Source organism: Bradyrhizobium sp. KB893862 SZCCT0404, assembly GCF_018130885.1.
Lineage (GTDB): Bacteria > Pseudomonadota > Alphaproteobacteria > Rhizobiales > Xanthobacteraceae > Bradyrhizobium > Bradyrhizobium stylosanthis.
Window position 1 is genome coordinate 172,111 of the sequence record NZ_JAFCLT010000008.1, and the last position, 15,606, is coordinate 187,716.

Here is a 15,606-nt window from a genome sequence, read left to right on the forward strand (position 1 = left end):
GCTTCTCGCTGAAAATAGAGGCTCTCCGGCTGAGTTTGTGACGGGGGTCAGTCGGAAAGTTATGGTATGACCGCATCAAGATCGACAAGAGCCGCCGAGCACATCCAGGAACATCGGAACCCATGCCAAGGATCAGCAGCAGTTGTGACGTCACATGGAGGCGGCAATCCCGCCATGGACGCGGCTTGTCATAGCGAGCGCGTGTTTGCATGACCAAGGCTTCAACTCTGCAGGAATCCCGCCCGGTGAGCAGCTCTGGCAAGGTCCAGGCGGTCATCGTCAACTTCAGAACCGCTCGACTGACCATTCGCTGCGTCAAGTCGATGCTGGAGCATGGCGTGGTGGATCCGGACGGCGTGCTGGTCGTTGACAACTGCTCCGGAGACAACTCGATCGACGAAGTCCGCAAGGCGCTGCCCGACATTCGAACTGTCGTCTCCGACCACAATGGCGGCTTCGGAGCCGGCGTGAATCTGGGCGTGGCGAACACCACCGCCGATTATCTTCTCATCCTGAATCCCGACACCTATTTCGAGTTCAACAGCGTCGCTCCGGTCGTCGACTTCATGGAGCAGAGTCCGGAAACCGCCCTGGTCGGGCTCGACCTCGTCAATCCCGACGGAAGCCGGCAATACTCGGCCCGGCGCTTCTACTCGGTGTTTGACGTCCTTGCCCGGCGCGTCGACTGGATCGGAGCCATGGTGCCCGGGCGCACCGACCAGCACCTGATGAAGGACGCCTGGGAGACCGGCAAGCCGTTCGATGCGGAATGGGTGATGGGCACGGGCTTTGTCGTCCGGCGCACCGCCTATGAGCAGATCCAGGGAATGGACGAGAGCTATTTCCTGTACATGGAGGATGTCGATCTCTGCGCTCGTCTCTGGCGGGCGGGACACAGGATCAAGGGCATCCCCGGAGCCAAGCTGGTGCACGACCATCAGCGGTCGAGCGCCGCCGGGCCTCTCACATTCGCAGGAAGGACGCATATTCGCAGCCTCCTTCTGTTCAAGTCGCGCTTTGCCGTGCCGCTGTTCCGGCCCCCTGGCGTGGACAGGATCAGCAAGCGCACGGGCTGAGCTCCAGGCATCGGCCTCCTCACGCTGCGACTTGACGAAGGAAGTCATTTTTCATGAAGCCCGAACTTCCGAGAACGACCCAGGCGCCACGCCAAGGACAACTGCTGCAGTTGAACTGGATCCGTGGCATCGCGGCGCTGCTCGTCGTGGGCTATCACTGCGAGGTGACCATGCTGATGCCGAAATATTTCGGCACCGGCACGTTTCCGTTGTTCAAGGCGGGCCATTCGGGCGTTCAGCTGTTTTTCGTCCTGAGCGGCTTCGTCATCTACCTGGCGCATCATCGCGATCCCGAGGGTAACGGCAGCGCCATCGCCCGGTTTGTGGCCAAACGCTTCCGCCGCCTCTATCCGTCGCTCTGGATCGTGCTCGTTCCCCTGATCATCCTGTCGTTTCTGGGCTTTTCCACGCGGGTGCCTGATGGCAGCGACGTCATCCTGTCTCTGCTGATCCTGCCGGTGAAGGAAGAGGTCATCCTGGCGACGGAGTGGACGCTTCGTCACGAAATTCTGTTCTACGCGATGTTCGCCGTCTTCCTGTGGAATCGACGAATTGGCTTCGGCCTTCTGATCGCCTGGGGTCTTGTCGGACTGCCTCTCGCGCTGATCGACGGTAAAGGCTGGTTGATCGATTTCATCTTCAACAACAACCACCTGCTTTTCCTGGCGGGGGCCGGCATTGCGTGGCTCTACGTTCGCAAATATTCCGCCGGCGGCCCGTTCTTCCTCTTCGCCGGACTGATCGTCTTCGCCGTCACGTTCTACTTCGGGATCTCGAAGCAGATTCCTGCAAAGGCCGAGCTCCTGCTGTTCGGGCTTGGCGCGGCGGGAATCATCTACGGCGCGTGCTCGATGCCGTACCTGAACCGGCGAATTGCCCCGCTGGAGGAGGCAGGCGCGGCGTCATATGCGCTCTATCTCATCCATTATCCGCTGATCTCGCTGCTCGTGAAGGTCGCGGTCAAGATCGACCAGTCGGTCGCGATACCGCACGCCGTGTATTTTATGGCGATCCTGGTCATCTGCCAGCTGGCGGCCTTCGCTTTCCATCGCCTGATCGAAGCCCCCCTGCTGAATGCCCGCTCGATGCAGAACCTGTTTGCCCCCACGAGGACCGCGACGGCCGCATCGAACTACCAGGGACGCGCGCCGGCACCCTCGTCTGACTAGTCGACGCCGCCACGTTCCTGGCGAGCTTCAGATCGCGGTTGCTGCGTCAGGCTGCCCCGCCTGCCCGTGGCATGAGACGCGGCTATATCGAGTTCAGCAACGCGAGAGCCGAGGAGGTCCAGGTGTATTGCGCCAGCCGCCCGGCCTGACGTTGCTGCTCGGCGGCAGACAGCGGCCCCTTCTCGATCCGGTCGAGCATCAGGCGCGACAATTGGCCCGCATCGGTCGGGCTGCAAAATTCGGCCGCGTCACCGCAGATTTCGCGGAGCACGGCGATATCCGAGGCGATCACCGGGCAGCCGAACAACATCGCCTCGAGCGGAGGCACGCCAAACCCCTCATAGAAGCTCGGAAAGATCAGTGCCGCCGCGTGCTGGTACAGTGCGGCGATCGCCTCATCGGAGATCTGCCCGACACGCACCACGCGCTCATCGGCGATCGGACCCGAGTGCCGGAAGACGCGTTCATCCTGCCCGCCGACGATCACGAGCCGATGGGTTGCCGGGATCGACTTGATCGCGTCGGTTGCGAGCCGGATGTTCTTGTTCTTTTTCGTCGACCCGATCGCCAGGAAATACTGGCCCTGACCGAGTTCGAACCGCTCGAGGATCGAAGGGTCCGGTTTGATGCCGGCGAGATGTTCCGCGCTGTTCGAGCAGACCGTGATGGCATCCGACGGAACGCCGAGCACAGCCGACAGTTCGTTCCGGGAGAACTTCGACACGGTGATGAGGTTCGCAGTCCTCGCATAAAGCCATCCAAGGCCGCGATGGAAGGTCGCATAGCTGCGGCTGAAGAACTCGGGATGGCGAAACACCTGCGCATCATGGATGACGATATGATGCCGGCGATGGAGCACGGGTCCGGAATTGGCGAGGCTGATGAGCGTGCCCTTACGCGCCGCCATCGCGAGATCGATCTGGTCCCAGGCATGTCCCGTTCGCGTTCCGACCCTTTCGATGCGGATGTGCTTCAGCGCTAGACGCTCCTCGGCGTTCGAAGGCACCAGCAGGGTCCAGCGCGCGTCACTCAGCCCGGCAGGCAGTTGCTGCCGATCGATCAATTGATCGATCGCCTTGACGATTTCCGCGGCAAACCGCTGAACACCGCTCAGGGACTGCGAGAGGAACCGGCCATTCAGGAAGACATCAGCCATGCTTCAACGACTTCGCGGGCTTAGGTCGGCTTCGAACGGCTGAGGACCATGAGGGACCATCCGCCCACGAGCCGAACCGTGGCGTCGGGGGCGGCACGAAAGGCCAATCGCCGTGGCCATGCGGCCAGCCGCTTCTTCCAGGTCTTGTACGACTGGTCGATGGCCCAGGCCGTATAGAAGCTGTCGATCGTCTCCAGGCCTGCCTCCGCGATCATCGACAGCGCGCTGTCCCGCGAGAAATAATGGATATGCCCCAGTGCGCGACGGGCTTCGGGCAACACCCAGCCGCGCCCGACCGCAAGAGCATTCATGTCGAGCGGAATGTGGATGACCTGCCAGCGCGACATCGTCCGCATCGCCCTGAGGAATTCGAAGGGATTTTCGACGTGCTCCACCACGTCGATCGCCATGGTCACGTCGAACTGCTTCCCGCTTTGGAAAGCATTCTCCATGCTGAAGCTCAGGTTGTCCGACGCCCGCTTGCGCGAGAGGTCGTGGGCATAGGGCGAGACCTCAAATCCTTCCATCCGCGATTGCGGGTAGTTCTTGGAGAGGATTCCGACGATCGCGCCCGTCCCGCAACCGATGTCGGCAAGCGTGCTCCACGGGATGTTGTTACGCTCGAGGATCGTCCGGATATGCGCAGCCTTCCACAGCGCGTCGTCCTCGTGCCAGTCAGGATTGTCGACCGCGTAGTCGTCCTGGCTGTACCTGCTTGTTGCGCCGGCCACCGGCTGCTCAGTCGAGTGGGAATTCATGCCGGTTGCGTCCTCACTTTTTCGTAGAAGGCAACAACGCGCCGCCCCAGAGTATCCTGATCGAATTCCTGCATGGCTGCGTCGGCGCTGTCCTTGTACGCGTCGAGACGCTCCGGATGATCGAGGATTCCCTCTATCGCCGCGCTCCAGGCTCTTACATCGCCGGCCTCCACAAGGACACCGTTTTTCTCGTGTGTCACGAGCTCAGGTATTCCGCCCGCGTTGCTTCCCATGACGGGAAGGCCGCGCCCGAGAGCTTCGATGATCACGCCGGGCGAATTTTCGAACCATACGGACGGCACGAGAAGGAGGTCGCTCTGCATCATCCGGTTGGTGACGTCCTGGACCAAAACGTGCCCGGTGAATTCGAGCCAGCGATGGTGACCAAAGCGCCGCTTGAGATCTTCTTCGCTGGGGCCGGTCCCCACCAACGTCAGCTTGAACTCGTGGCGGGCCGCCAGCGGCTCGATGGCCTCGAGCAGAACGTACAATCCCTTGGATTCATGCAGCCGTCCGACATACAGGAAACGGACGGTCCCGGACGGGCCTCTCTCGACGGTCGGCGTCGGCGACTTGTTGGGATTGAGGATGTGGGCCTGGGCCCAGCGCTGAAGCGGCTGAAGTGCCGATAAACGGCGAAGAATGGCGAGCGAAGGCGAGACGAAGCCCAGCCGTGGAACGGAGCGAAGAAATGCGAGTTTCGCCCTGGACGAAAACGCGCATGGCGCGCAGAGGCTTTCGCATTCCCGGCCGTCCTTGAACATCGCCATCCTCACGCAAGCGAGGCTCAGATCGTGCAGCGTGATGACGACCGGGATGTTCCTCGCACCGATCACGCGAAGGGCATTCCAGCCGAGGCCCTGCAGGACGTGGATACTGACCAGATCAGGGCTAAATTCGTCGAGCACCTGACGCATGATCCGTTCGTTACGCGGATCAAAATGGTCTTGAAGATGCCAGACGGATTTCTGTAAACCGCCTTTCTGAGCCGCTTCAAACACGGTGTACGGCCGAGGCATATGAAACCGCCAGACCTTGAGATCGTCAACGATCGCTCCCCTCACCTCGTCCGCGGGCGTCGGCGCTGTGGTCAGGACTGCGATCTCATGGCCGTTCGCATGGAGCCACGCCGCCAGATTGCGCGCGGAAATTTCGGCTCCACCTTGGACAAAGGGGGGAAAGAAGGCTGAGACGAAGAGAATCCGCATGTACGTTCGTTACCTGACACAATAGAGGCGAAGATGGTCCGAGCTGCGAAAATTGGGTTGGCGGTTGCATTCATCGCAGCAGGTCTGCTCTTCAGCAAAATCTATGCTGCCAATCAAACGACATCCTTCTGGGTTGGCAAGCAGCCGTTGCCCGAGCGGGCCGAGCGGCCGATCATCGGTCTTGGCGTGCACTTCGGGATAGGGGGAGAATATGGCTATTCTCCTCAAAAGTCTGCGCAGGTGTTGCGTTCCGATGCCTTCGATTCGGTCAGGGACGATCTTGCCTGGAGCCTGTTTCAGGCCGCGCCGCTGCCCGGCGGCGGGTCGACGCCGGTTGCCCGCGAGCCAGCCAAGCTGTTCTCTTTTCTCGACCAGACCCAGGCAAGGCCATTGCTCATCCTGGGTCACCCAAATCCGCTCGTTCCCGATGGTCAGCCTCCGCTGACCGAAGTCGGCCGAAAGAGTTTCGCCGACTTTGCGGCGAAAGCCGTTGTGGCGACCGCCAAGCGTAACCCGATCTACGAGATCTGGAACGAATGGAATATGAACGCCGTGCTGGGGCGCCCTTTCCTGGTCGGTGAAGGCGATCCGAGCGATCCGCGCGCCGCGGCCAATTACTCCGCGCTCGCGAAGGAGGCGGTTGCCAAGATACGCAGCGTGGCGCCTCAGGCACAGGTGCTGGTGGGTGCGGTCGGAATGGACCCGGACTGGAAATGGACCATGGCGCTCGTCCGGTCCGGAGCGCTGGAAGGTGCGAGCGGCTTGTCCGTTCACATCTACAATCATTGCGAGCGCGAGGTGTCCAACCGGACCGCCGAGGCTGCGATACGCCAGGTCAGCGCCTTGCGGAAGTTGCTGGATGCGGCCGGATCGAACCTCCCCGTCTACGTCACAGAGGTCGGATGGCCGACGACGTCGAAGATGTGCCCCATCTCCACGCAAACGGCCGCAAACAATATCGCGCAATTCCTGTTGTGGACGGCGGCCACACCCTGGATGAAAGGCGTCTGGGTCTACCAGATGAAGGATCAAGGTCAGGATCCCGCCGCTCTCGAAGACAATTTCGGCCTGTACGACTACGCCTACGCGCCCAAGCCCGCGGCATGCGCAACCCGCGAGGCCATTCGCGTCATCAAGGCCGCGGGCCCGATGAGGCTCGAGCAGCCCTCCCCCGGGCTCTTCGTGATCGAGACGACGACATCGGCAGGAAAGCAGCTGATCGCCTGGACCTCGCAAGACAACTCGTCGGCGACGCTCGAACTTCCGGGCGGCACAGAAGCGGAATTCGCACCACTGTGCCAGCAAGGAGCCAAGTCGAACACGATACGGCTGGGGCCCACCCCCGTCGTCATCAACCTGCCGACGACGGCTCCCTTCGAGGTAAAGGCCACATTGGATCGCTGATCCGTGCTCGGCAGATTTTCCCCCGAAGTGCCGAGCCAAGCTCGGCACTTCGGGGAGAATGGTTTCTACATGAAGATGACGAAGCACGATGCAGGCGCCAGCCGCGTTGCAGGCAACGCCGGCAAGACGCGGCAGGATGACACTTCGGCGAGCGTTGAGGAATATCGGCTCAGCAGCTGGCCTTCACCAGCGGCTGACCAGCGACCTGCAGCGGGCCGTCAGTAGGCTTCCTGATGGACCAGAGCCAGGGCCGTCTTGAAGATGATCTTGATGTCGAGCCAGATGCTCCAGTTGCTGACGTACCAGACATCGTATTCGACGCGCTTTTCCATCAGATCGATCGTCGGCGTCTCACCGCGGAATCCATTGACCTGGGCCCAACCCGTCAGGCCCGGCTTCATGTGGTGGCGGTAGACGTAGTTGCTGATCATCGGATCGTAATAATTGTCATGCGCGAGCGCGTGCGGGCGCGGTCCGACCAGGGACATCTCGCCGCGCAGAACGTTCCAGAGCTGCGGAAGCTCATCGATGCTGGTCCGACGCAGCACGCGGCCGACACGGGTCACGCGCGCATCGCTCTTGGTCGCCTGCGTCACGACGTGGCCGTTCTCGGCCACCGTCATCGAGCGGAACTTCCAGATCTCGAACTGCTTGCCGTTGAAGCCGCGGCGCGACTGCTTGAAGATGATCTTGCCCTTCGAATCCAGCTTGATCATGATCGCCGCCGTCACCAACAGCGGCGCCAGCAACAACAGCGCGAACGAAGCCAGGCCGATGTCGAGGCAGCGCTTCTGCGCCTGCTCGAACACGCTGAGCGGCGCACGCTGGATCTCGATCGCTACCGTGCCGCTGACGGGCTGGAACGGACGCGAGACCAGATCGGCGATCGGGAAATCGGGCAGAAGGCGGATCGGCTGAGGCACGACACGCAGGTGCTGGCTCAGCTTCTGGAGAAGAGGCATCTCGTCCCAGTCGATGACCAGGAGATATTCTTCCACGTCCGCGGTCCGGGCCTGGCGAATGATGTCGCGGATCTCGCGCTCCCAGCCCGCACCATCTTCGGAGGGCTCGAGCACGAAATGCCGCACGACGTTGAAGCCGTGCTTGCGCAGATCCTTGAAGCGCGTCGAGGTGAAGTCGAGCGGCTTGAGGCTCAGCAGCACGACCTTGCGGTCGACGAGACGGCCCTTCGCGTAGCTCGACGTGAGGGCGAGGCGCCAGAACACACGAAGCCCACCGAGGGCCATGACGCCGGTCGCGGCGAACAACAGCGTGGTGCCGCGCGACAGCTCGGCGGAGGACTTCAGCAGGAACGCCTCGACCGCCAGGATGGTCAGCGAGATCAGCCAGATGGCCAGCGTCTTGCGCAGCTGCCAGACGGTGCTGAGCAGGCGATGGTGGTCGTAGACGCCCTGGAAGTAAGCGATGGTCACGAACACCGCGCCGACGACGAGCCCGGCGCCGACGGACGAATCCTGCTCGGTCACGAGCACGCGATAGAGGCCGCTCGCGACGAAGTAGCTGAACAGCACCGCAGCGAAGTCACCGGCGATGAGCGCAATCTGGAGAGGTCTTTGAAGGGCACCGCGCCGATTCGATATAACCGAATAGTAGTTTTCCGAACCGTAAGTTGCTACAGCCATCCGAACCTCGCTGCCTCGTCACGCACTCGCAGTCGATACTGCGAGCAAATCGATCCAAATTTTAAACGCGCGCCGAAGTATATCTTAACTAAACAAAGCGACATTGCGGCAGTGCAATGGAAAAATCAAATCGATTTTTATGCATCGCAGCACCGCAACGATGGAATGCACAAACGACTGTCACACACGTGACAATTATGCGGGCAGCTCGCCACGATTTCCGTCAAATAGCGTCATATGCGCGCAGCGCGACGCGCGCATTTGAACGACTGTTCAACCATGCCGCTTAAGCCGTTATTAGCGCGCGGCCATTAACACTCGCGACCAATTCGTGGGAGTTGTGTCGTGAGTACGGTTGCCGTTTTCAGCTTGTTGATTGGATCGTTGCTGGGAGGCCGATTCCGAATCTTCATTCTTCCGCCCGCCATCGTGTTCGGTGCAGCGATCCTCGGTTCGGGCCTACTGTGGCACGGACATGATTCGGCCTACGTCGTTGCCGCGATTCTCGTTTTCGCAACGGTGCTCCAGCTTGGCTATTTTTGTGGCGCCGCTCTGGTGCGCGCACGAACAAGCGCCTATCGCGAGAAGGCCGCGCCTTCGTTCGACAGCCGCGGCTTCGGCTAGCGGGGCCTCGACACGCCGGGGATTGGCGTTTCCACGAGCACCGATCAATCTCCGCCGGCCAGAAGCCGGGAAAAAACGGCAAGTGGTCTTTCGTTTTCGTCGATACCATATTGACATCCGGGGCGAAGCTCTCTGAAAGAGTTGCACCCCATGGTCACGACTGCGCCCAAAAATTCGCCACGGCCGAAGCTCCCGAACGGCGTGCGCATCTATGCGATCGCCGACATCCACGGATGCGCGCATCTGCTCGAGCAGATGTTCGCCGTGATCGATGCGGACATGGCCAACAGCCGGCCTTATCGCGCCATCGAGGTGTTCCTCGGCGACTACATCGATCGCGGACCGGACTCGCGCCACACCCTCGACCTCCTGATCCAGCGCAGCCGCCGCCGTAACACCGTGTTTCTGAAGGGCAATCACGAGGCCTATTTCACCTCGGTGCTGGAGGACCCCGCGCGCGCCACCGAATGGTTTCAGTTCGGCGGCATCCAGACCATGATGTCCTACGGCGTGTCGGCCGCGCCGGGCCTCAGCAAGGACGAGCAAGCCGACCTGGTGCGCGAGCTCACATCCGTCATGCCGCCGGAGCACATCGCGTTCCTGCGCCAGTTGCGGCCGACCTTCACATGCGGCGATTTCTTCTTCGTCCATGCCGGGGTGCGCCCGGGCATCCCGCTCTCCGAACAGCGCGAATCCGATTTGCTGTGGATCAGGGACGAATTTCTCCAGAGCAAGCGGCGCTTTGGCAAATACGTCGTGCACGGCCACACGCCGGTGCGGCAGGCCGAGTTGCTGGAGAACCGCGCCAACATCGACACCGGCGCCTATGCGACCGGGAATCTGACGCTGCTGTCCATCCAGGGCAACAGCATGCTCGCGATCTAGCGGGCCGCGCTCGCTGGATTCTAGTTGGTGGAGCTTGCCGGAGGCTTGTATTCCGGAAACCGGCTCAGCATTGCCGCCTTCAGGAACTTGAAATGAGCGATGGAGGCGCCGAGCTCCTTGAGCCGGCGCTGGCCGTTCAGGATTTCCTTGTCGAACAAATCCTGGTGATGGTTGTCCAGCGCCTCGCGCTCGAGATATTCGTCGTCGCCGTTGCCGAAGGTCACGGCCGCGCGCGCCAGCACGTCTTCCACCCGGCGGTTCAGGCCCGACTGCTCACGCTCCGCTGCGTGGAGAGCGTCCTCGATCGCGCTCATGATGGCTTCGATGCGGGTGCGATCGGTTTCCGCGTCCCGCTCGGGCGAGCGCGCCCGGAACGTCTGCTCTCCGGCGAAGCGATCTTTCAGGAAGTTATGGGTGCGGGCCCGCAGGAAGAGCTGGAACATGCGTGCATTTCCGGGTTGAAGCGCCAAACCAGAAAATGGCTCCGAGATGGTTAACAAACACTGAAGTCCCCGGATCATCCGCTCGATTCGAGGGACGGCGCGGAGACAGTGGCCATCACATTGTTGCCTTGAGAGCGTCCAACTCGCGATCGAGCGCCTGCTGCCAGGTCGGCATCGCGATATCGAACTGCTCCCGCAGACGCGTCAGGTCCAGTCGGGAATTGGAGGGGCGCTTCGCCTTGACCGGAAATTCGCTCGAAGCGATTGGAACGATCTGCTTCACGGCGAATTGCGCCCCACGCGCCTTCAGCCCGGAGACGATCGCGCTCGCAAAGCCGTGCCAGCTTGTCTCGCCGGCGCAGACCAGATTGACGACCCCGCCCCGCTTTTCGAACATTGCGGCAAAATCCTCGTCTGCCGGCTGCAGCATCGCAACCATCGCGCGAGCGATCGCATCCGCAGTTGTAGGTGCGCCAATCTGATCGGCGACAATCCGCAGTTCTTCCCGTTCTCCCGCCAAACGCACGATCGTCTTGAGAAAATTTGCGCCCGTCGCGGCATAGACCCACGATGTGCGCGCGATGAGATGAGGTCCACCTGCCCCGGCAATCGCGAGATCGCCGGCAAGCTTGCTCTCGCCATACACAGAGAGCGGACGCGGAGCGCTGTCCTCGCGCCACGGACGCTCGCCCGAGCCGTCGAAGACATAGTCAGTCGAGAAGTGCACCAGAGGGACGCGGCGGCGCGCGGCCCATTGGGCCATGACCTCAGGTGATTCCGCGTTGACCCGAAACGCCGTCTCGCGCTCGTCTTCGGCGCGATCGACGGCCGTGTAAGCCGCGGGATTGATGATCAGATCCGGCCCGATCGAGTCCAGCTTTTCAGCGAGGCCCGCCGGTTGCGACAGGTCGAACGTCTCGCGCGTCGGCGCCACGATGTTCGCGCGATCCTGAAGCAATCGCCGCAGCGCGCCGCCGACTTGCCCGCCGGCGCCAGTCAGAAGAATTTTCATGTCAGACCTCGCCGTAGCGGGGGAGCCCCTTCACGTCCGCCAGCAGCGGCGCATCGGCATCCTTGGGCGAAAGTGACGGTTCTGCGACACCCCAGTCGATGCCGATCGCCGGATCGTTCCAGCGCACGGAGATTTCATCCTTCGGACTGTAGAGCTCGTCGCATTTGTAGAAGAAATCGGCTGTCTCGGAGAGCACGGCAAAACCGTGAGCGAAGCCACGAGGAACCCACAATTGCCTGCGATTGTCTTCGCTCAGTTCAACGGCAACATGCCGCCCAAAGTTTGGGCTGCCCACACGGACATCGACTGCAACATCCAGAACACGACCTCGCAGCACCGTGACAAGCTTGCCTTGCGTCACGGGATTTTGCAGATGCAAGCCACGCAGCACCCCAAAACGCGAGCGCGAGAGATTGTCCTGCACGAACGGGCGCGTAATGCCGTTCTGCGCGTATCGCTCGAATTGATAGGACTCCAGGAAGAAGCCACGTTGATCGCCGAACAGCTTCGGCTCGACGATCAGAACTTCGGGTAGATGTGTCGTGAGAACGTTCATTCGCAAGGCTTCAGCTTCAGCATCGACAATAATCTTGTGCAGCGCACTCTATCTGATATTTTCGCGCTCGCAAACCAGAGAGGACCGATGAAGGGAATAATACTCGCTGGCGGAACAGGTTCGCGCCTTTATCCCGTCACGACTGTGGTGTCGAAACAACTGCTTCCGGTTTTTGACAAGCCGATGATCTATTATCCGCTGTCAGCTCTGATGCTTGCTGGAATCCGCGACATCCTCATCATCTCCACGCCGCAGGACAAGCCGCTGTTTCAGCGTCTGCTTGGCGACGGAACGGATATCGGCCTCAAATTTTCGTATGCCTCGCAGGAAACGCCGCGCGGGCTTGCTGATGCTTTCATCGTGGGACGCGAGTTCGTAGGACAAGATTCGGTCGCACTTGTCCTCGGAGACAATATCTTCTACGGACACGGACTTCCGGAACTGCTGGCCAAGGCCGCAGCACGCCCGAGCGGCGCCACGATCTTCGGCTACGTCGTCAATACACCCGAGCAATATGGCGTGGTCGAATTCGGCCCCGACGGACGCGCGCGCTCGATCGAAGAGAAGCCCGTGCAGCCGAAGTCGAATGTGGCCGTGACCGGTCTCTATTTCTACGACAATCGCGTGGTCGACATCGCCGCGAAGATCAAGCCTTCCGCGCGCGGCGAGATCGAGATCACCGACGTGAACAACGCATATCTCGACAGCGGCGACCTGTTCGTCGAGGTGCTCGGGCGCGGGTTTGCCTGGCTCGACACCGGAACGCATGCCTCCCTGGTCGAAGCCAGTCACTTCGTGCAGATCCTGGAACAGCGACAGGGACTGCGCATCGCTTGCCCGGAAGAAATCGCACTTCGGCGCGGCTACATTTCCCTGGACGCCTTCACGAAGGTTGCCGAGAAGACCGCCAAGAGCAGCTACGGCCAATATCTGCAATCGGTGGCGCGCTCTTTCGCCGCCCACGGTCTGAACTGAGGCAAGGCGACACATGCGTTTTGAAGGCTCCACGATCTTCGTCACCGGCGGTGCAGGTTTCATCGGCTCGGCAGTCGTCCGGCATCTTCTCCGGGATACGAACGCCCGCGTCGTCAACATCGACAAGCTCACTTACGCGGCGAATCTCGAGTCGATCCCGAATGCCGCCGGCAACCCGCGCTATGCGTTCGAGAAGCAGTGTATCTGCGAAGGACAATCGCTGCGGAAGCTGTTCGAACGGTACCAGCCCGTCGCGGTGATGAATCTGGCGGCCGAAAGCCACGTCGATCGCTCGATCGACGGTCCCGGCGAATTCATCCAGACCAACATCGTGGGCACGTTCACGCTGCTGCAGGAAGCCCTGCGGTACTGGAAAGGCCTGTCCCCGGATCGCCGTTCGCGATTCCGCTTCCTTCACATCTCGACCGACGAGGTGTTCGGATCGCTCGGCAAGGACGGTTACTTCACGGAAACAACCGCTTATGCACCGAACTCGCCCTACTCGGCGAGCAAGGCCTCGTCCGATCATCTGGTCCGCGCCTGGCGCGAGACCTACGAGCTGCCGACGATGATCACGAACTGCTCGAACAATTACGGGCCCTATCACTTCCCCGAGAAGCTCATCCCCCACATGATCATCAAGGGGCTCGCCGAGGAAGCGTTGCCGGTTTATGGCGACGGGCAGAACATTCGAGACTGGCTCTACGTCGAGGATCATGCCAAGGCGCTTGCGTTGGTGCTCGAGCGGGGCGTGGTCGGCGAAACCTACAATGTCGGCGGGCGAAATGAGCGCAGCAACCTCCACGTCGTGGAAGGCATCTGCGATCTGCTCGACGAAATCTCGCCGTCCGGGTCCGGTTCTCGGCGAGAGCTGATTGCGTTCGTCCCCGATCGTCCGGGCCACGATCGCCGTTACGCGATCGATGCCTCCAAGCTCGAGAACCAGCTCGGATGGCGCGCGGACGAGAATTTCGAGAGCGGCCTCGCCAAGACGGTCAAATGGTTCGTCGACAATCGGATGTGGTGGGAGAACATTCTCGGTCGCGGCTATCAGCAGAAGCGCATTGGCCTCGGCTGACCGCATCGATCTCCCTTTGCGAAGGGCCGAGCGGACATGCAGGACATGGGCGGGTTCTCCGCCCATGATCCGAAAGCGGCGCAGGAATGGATGAATACTATTTCGTGTGGATCCGCGGCCTCGACGGACGTCCGAAGCCGCAGATCTGGGCCGCGGATCAATTTGACGGACCTGAATGGAGATTTCGCCGCGTCATCGCGCGGCGCGTCCTCGTTGCCGAGGAACGCCGGATGGGCGTGGATGGCCTTGCGAAGCTTTTTCCAGCGCCACCCGCTCAGGATGACTGCTGACTGCTCGGCTTGACAGGCCTGCAAGGCCATTTGCGCGTTGCGAACACGCGGGGGGATCAAGCGCCGCATCCGGCTCCGTGATCGGACTATGGGTTGGTCGGTGCGTGTTGCACCTTCCATGTCCTCCAGGCGCCCTCATGCTTCTCGTAGAGCTCCAGCCAGCGCTGCTCACCGGCCGCGTGCCAGATGTCACGGCCGCGGAGCTCGTCCTGGCCGTCCTCCGGATCGAGCCCCAGCTTGCTGTCAAGCCGCTCGAACTCGAATGTCTCCTCCGAGGTCAGACCGATCAGAACACGCCGGCCCGTGGCGTCGACGAAATATCGCCGGTGAGCGTTGTTCGTAGGCCTGGTCATCGCAGCCTCCAATCATGCCGAGACGGCGGTGGCGGAGGCTGACGGTTCCGCATGTTCGGACGCGGAACGACAACCAGCCACACCATCGATCGCGTCAATGGTTGTATTTCCTCAGAATGCTCGCCATCCTCGCGCCGACGACGCACTCTGCGGAGACAAGGCCGGATCATAGGGCTGATAGAGCGGATGACGCACCCTGCGCCGACGCGATCGCCAGGCGCGCGTCGCATAGCCGCCGCCAAAGCCGGCGAGAATCGAGAGCAGGATCGCAGCTACAATCATTCTGACTTCTTCCACTTGCCCAGCGCGCTGTCTTCGTGACGCAGCATTCTCAGCTTCGAGTTGTGTCGACATCATGATGGGCGTCGCTGATTTTGTCGCCATGCCGGGATGTTTTTTCGGCATCACAATGCATGCGAAGTGATCGTTTCGCCTGCGTCAGCCGAAGAACCAGAGAAAGAATCTCACCAGCAACAGCGTGATGAAATAGACCCACCCTGCCATCGCGATCAGCGCGACGCCGAAAAACACGCCTTCAAATGCCCGTTCTCTCAGCCTGGTGAGAGGGAACGCCGCTCGCGCTTTCTGAAGCATCTTGGTTTTCTGGAAGGTCCGCTGTTGTTTGCGCGATCATAGCCGGGTGAATTGGACGATCTCGTGACGACACACTGAGTTCAACGCAATGCTGCTCGTCGAGACCGGTGCAGTGTGCTCACTTTGCAACTGCTCCATCACAAGCTGCATTGTGGTGATCATGACGGTGGCGGGCTCGATCGTGATTCGCTCGCGTTGACGGCTACGGGTTCGTCGCGTGGCGCGCGCGGCGGCGCTCCCAAATTTTGCGCGGAGCCGACGGCCATGGCGGCGAGGAGCCAACCGTCCTTGCCGCCATCGCTGGCGGACGTGAGGTGCGTCTCGAAGTGAGCTCCGCGGAATCCCGAGCGGATCCAGCCGGCGCTCGCGTACCCGTCGTCCA

General features: G+C 61.4%; 17 protein-coding genes. 7 read left to right on the plus strand and 10 right to left on the minus strand.

Annotation, left to right across the window (positions count from 1 at the left end; all coding sequences use genetic code 11):
- Window positions 1-209 precede the first annotated feature (209 nt).
- A complete protein-coding gene (locus JQ617_RS28385; protein ID WP_212029199.1) occupies window positions 210-1,076 on the plus strand; it encodes a glycosyltransferase family 2 protein in 867 nt (288 codons plus the stop codon).
- 53 nt (window positions 1,077-1,129) lie between these two features.
- Window positions 1,130-2,245, plus strand: coding sequence for an acyltransferase family protein (locus JQ617_RS28390; protein ID WP_249157643.1), 1,116 nt, complete (start codon window positions 1,130-1,132; stop codon window positions 2,243-2,245).
- 82 nt (window positions 2,246-2,327) lie between these two features.
- Here JQ617_RS28390 and JQ617_RS28395 read toward each other — a convergent pair whose 3' ends face one another.
- From JQ617_RS28395 to JQ617_RS28405, 3 genes are read right to left on the minus strand one after another with little or no spacing between them, the layout of a single operon-like run.
- Window positions 2,328-3,401 carry a glycosyltransferase family 4 protein gene (locus JQ617_RS28395; RefSeq protein ID WP_212029201.1) on the minus strand — a complete coding sequence of 358 codons (1,074 nt, stop codon included), beginning with the start codon at window positions 3,399-3,401 and terminating at the stop codon, window positions 2,328-2,330.
- Between the two features lie 20 nt (window positions 3,402-3,421).
- Window positions 3,422-4,159 carry a class I SAM-dependent methyltransferase gene (locus tag JQ617_RS28400; protein ID WP_212029202.1) on the minus strand — a complete coding sequence of 246 codons (738 nt, stop codon included), beginning with the start codon at window positions 4,157-4,159 and terminating at the stop codon, window positions 3,422-3,424.
- Window positions 4,156-5,367: a glycosyltransferase family 4 protein gene (locus tag JQ617_RS28405; protein ID WP_212029203.1), complete on the minus strand. Its 1,212-nt coding sequence runs from the start codon at window positions 5,365-5,367 to the stop codon at window positions 4,156-4,158. The genes JQ617_RS28400 and JQ617_RS28405 overlap by 4 nt, the downstream gene beginning before the upstream one ends.
- 57 nt (window positions 5,368-5,424) lie before the next feature.
- Here JQ617_RS28405 and JQ617_RS28410 point away from each other — a divergent pair, with 57 nt between their 5' ends.
- Entirely contained in the window at window positions 5,425-6,771 is a 1,347-nt protein-coding gene (locus JQ617_RS28410; RefSeq protein WP_212029204.1) for a cellulase family glycosylhydrolase, read from the plus strand.
- Between the two features lie 218 nt (window positions 6,772-6,989).
- On the opposite strand, the gene JQ617_RS28415 is transcribed toward JQ617_RS28410, so the two are convergent.
- Entirely contained in the window at window positions 6,990-8,414 is a 1,425-nt protein-coding gene (locus JQ617_RS28415; RefSeq protein WP_212029205.1) for an undecaprenyl-phosphate glucose phosphotransferase, read from the minus strand.
- A 345-nt stretch (window positions 8,415-8,759) separates the two neighbouring features.
- Here JQ617_RS28415 and JQ617_RS28420 point away from each other — a divergent pair, with 345 nt between their 5' ends.
- Window positions 8,760-9,038: a hypothetical protein gene (locus JQ617_RS28420; RefSeq protein WP_212029206.1), complete on the plus strand. Its 279-nt coding sequence runs from the start codon at window positions 8,760-8,762 to the stop codon at window positions 9,036-9,038.
- 150 nt (window positions 9,039-9,188) lie between these two features.
- Complete coding sequence (locus JQ617_RS28425; protein ID WP_063692261.1) at window positions 9,189-9,923, plus strand: metallophosphoesterase family protein; 735 nt, start codon at window positions 9,189-9,191, stop codon at window positions 9,921-9,923.
- Window positions 9,924-9,943: 20 nt separating this feature from the next.
- Here JQ617_RS28425 and JQ617_RS28430 read toward each other — a convergent pair whose 3' ends face one another.
- From JQ617_RS28430 to rfbC, 3 genes are all read right to left on the minus strand, one after another.
- The gene (locus tag JQ617_RS28430; protein ID WP_063692263.1) at window positions 9,944-10,366 is read right to left on the minus strand and encodes a hypothetical protein; all 423 of its coding nucleotides are present in this window, start codon (window positions 10,364-10,366) and stop codon (window positions 9,944-9,946) included.
- 115 nt (window positions 10,367-10,481) lie between these two features.
- Window positions 10,482-11,378 carry a dTDP-4-dehydrorhamnose reductase gene (rfbD, locus tag JQ617_RS28435; RefSeq protein WP_212029207.1) on the minus strand — a complete coding sequence of 299 codons (897 nt, stop codon included), beginning with the start codon at window positions 11,376-11,378 and terminating at the stop codon, window positions 10,482-10,484.
- Between the two features lies 1 nt (window position 11,379).
- Window positions 11,380-11,934: a dTDP-4-dehydrorhamnose 3,5-epimerase gene (gene rfbC, locus JQ617_RS28440; protein WP_063692267.1), complete on the minus strand. Its 555-nt coding sequence runs from the start codon at window positions 11,932-11,934 to the stop codon at window positions 11,380-11,382.
- 87 nt (window positions 11,935-12,021) lie between these two features.
- Between rfbC and rfbA the strand changes: the two genes are divergently transcribed.
- Both rfbA and rfbB read left to right on the plus strand, forming a co-directional pair.
- Entirely contained in the window at window positions 12,022-12,909 is an 888-nt protein-coding gene (gene rfbA, locus JQ617_RS28445) for a glucose-1-phosphate thymidylyltransferase RfbA (protein ID WP_063692268.1), read from the plus strand.
- Window positions 12,910-12,922: 13 nt separating this feature from the next.
- The gene (gene rfbB, locus JQ617_RS28450; protein ID WP_145667603.1) at window positions 12,923-13,987 is read left to right on the plus strand and encodes a dTDP-glucose 4,6-dehydratase; all 1,065 of its coding nucleotides are present in this window, start codon (window positions 12,923-12,925) and stop codon (window positions 13,985-13,987) included.
- Window positions 13,988-14,363: 376 nt separating this feature from the next.
- On the opposite strand, the gene JQ617_RS28455 is transcribed toward rfbB, so the two are convergent.
- The 3 genes from JQ617_RS28455 to JQ617_RS28465 form a co-directional block, all read right to left on the minus strand.
- Window positions 14,364-14,630, minus strand: a complete 267-nt coding sequence (locus JQ617_RS28455) for a hypothetical protein (RefSeq protein ID WP_212029208.1) — start codon at window positions 14,628-14,630, stop codon at window positions 14,364-14,366.
- Between the two features lie 111 nt (window positions 14,631-14,741).
- Window positions 14,742-15,035 (minus strand): hypothetical protein, encoded by a 294-nt coding sequence (locus JQ617_RS28460; protein ID WP_212029209.1) that lies wholly within the window; start codon window positions 15,033-15,035, stop codon window positions 14,742-14,744.
- A gap of 33 nt (window positions 15,036-15,068) precedes the next feature.
- Window positions 15,069-15,224 (minus strand): hypothetical protein, encoded by a 156-nt coding sequence (locus JQ617_RS28465; protein ID WP_167358303.1) that lies wholly within the window; start codon window positions 15,222-15,224, stop codon window positions 15,069-15,071.
- Window positions 15,225-15,606: the final 382 nt, after the last annotated feature.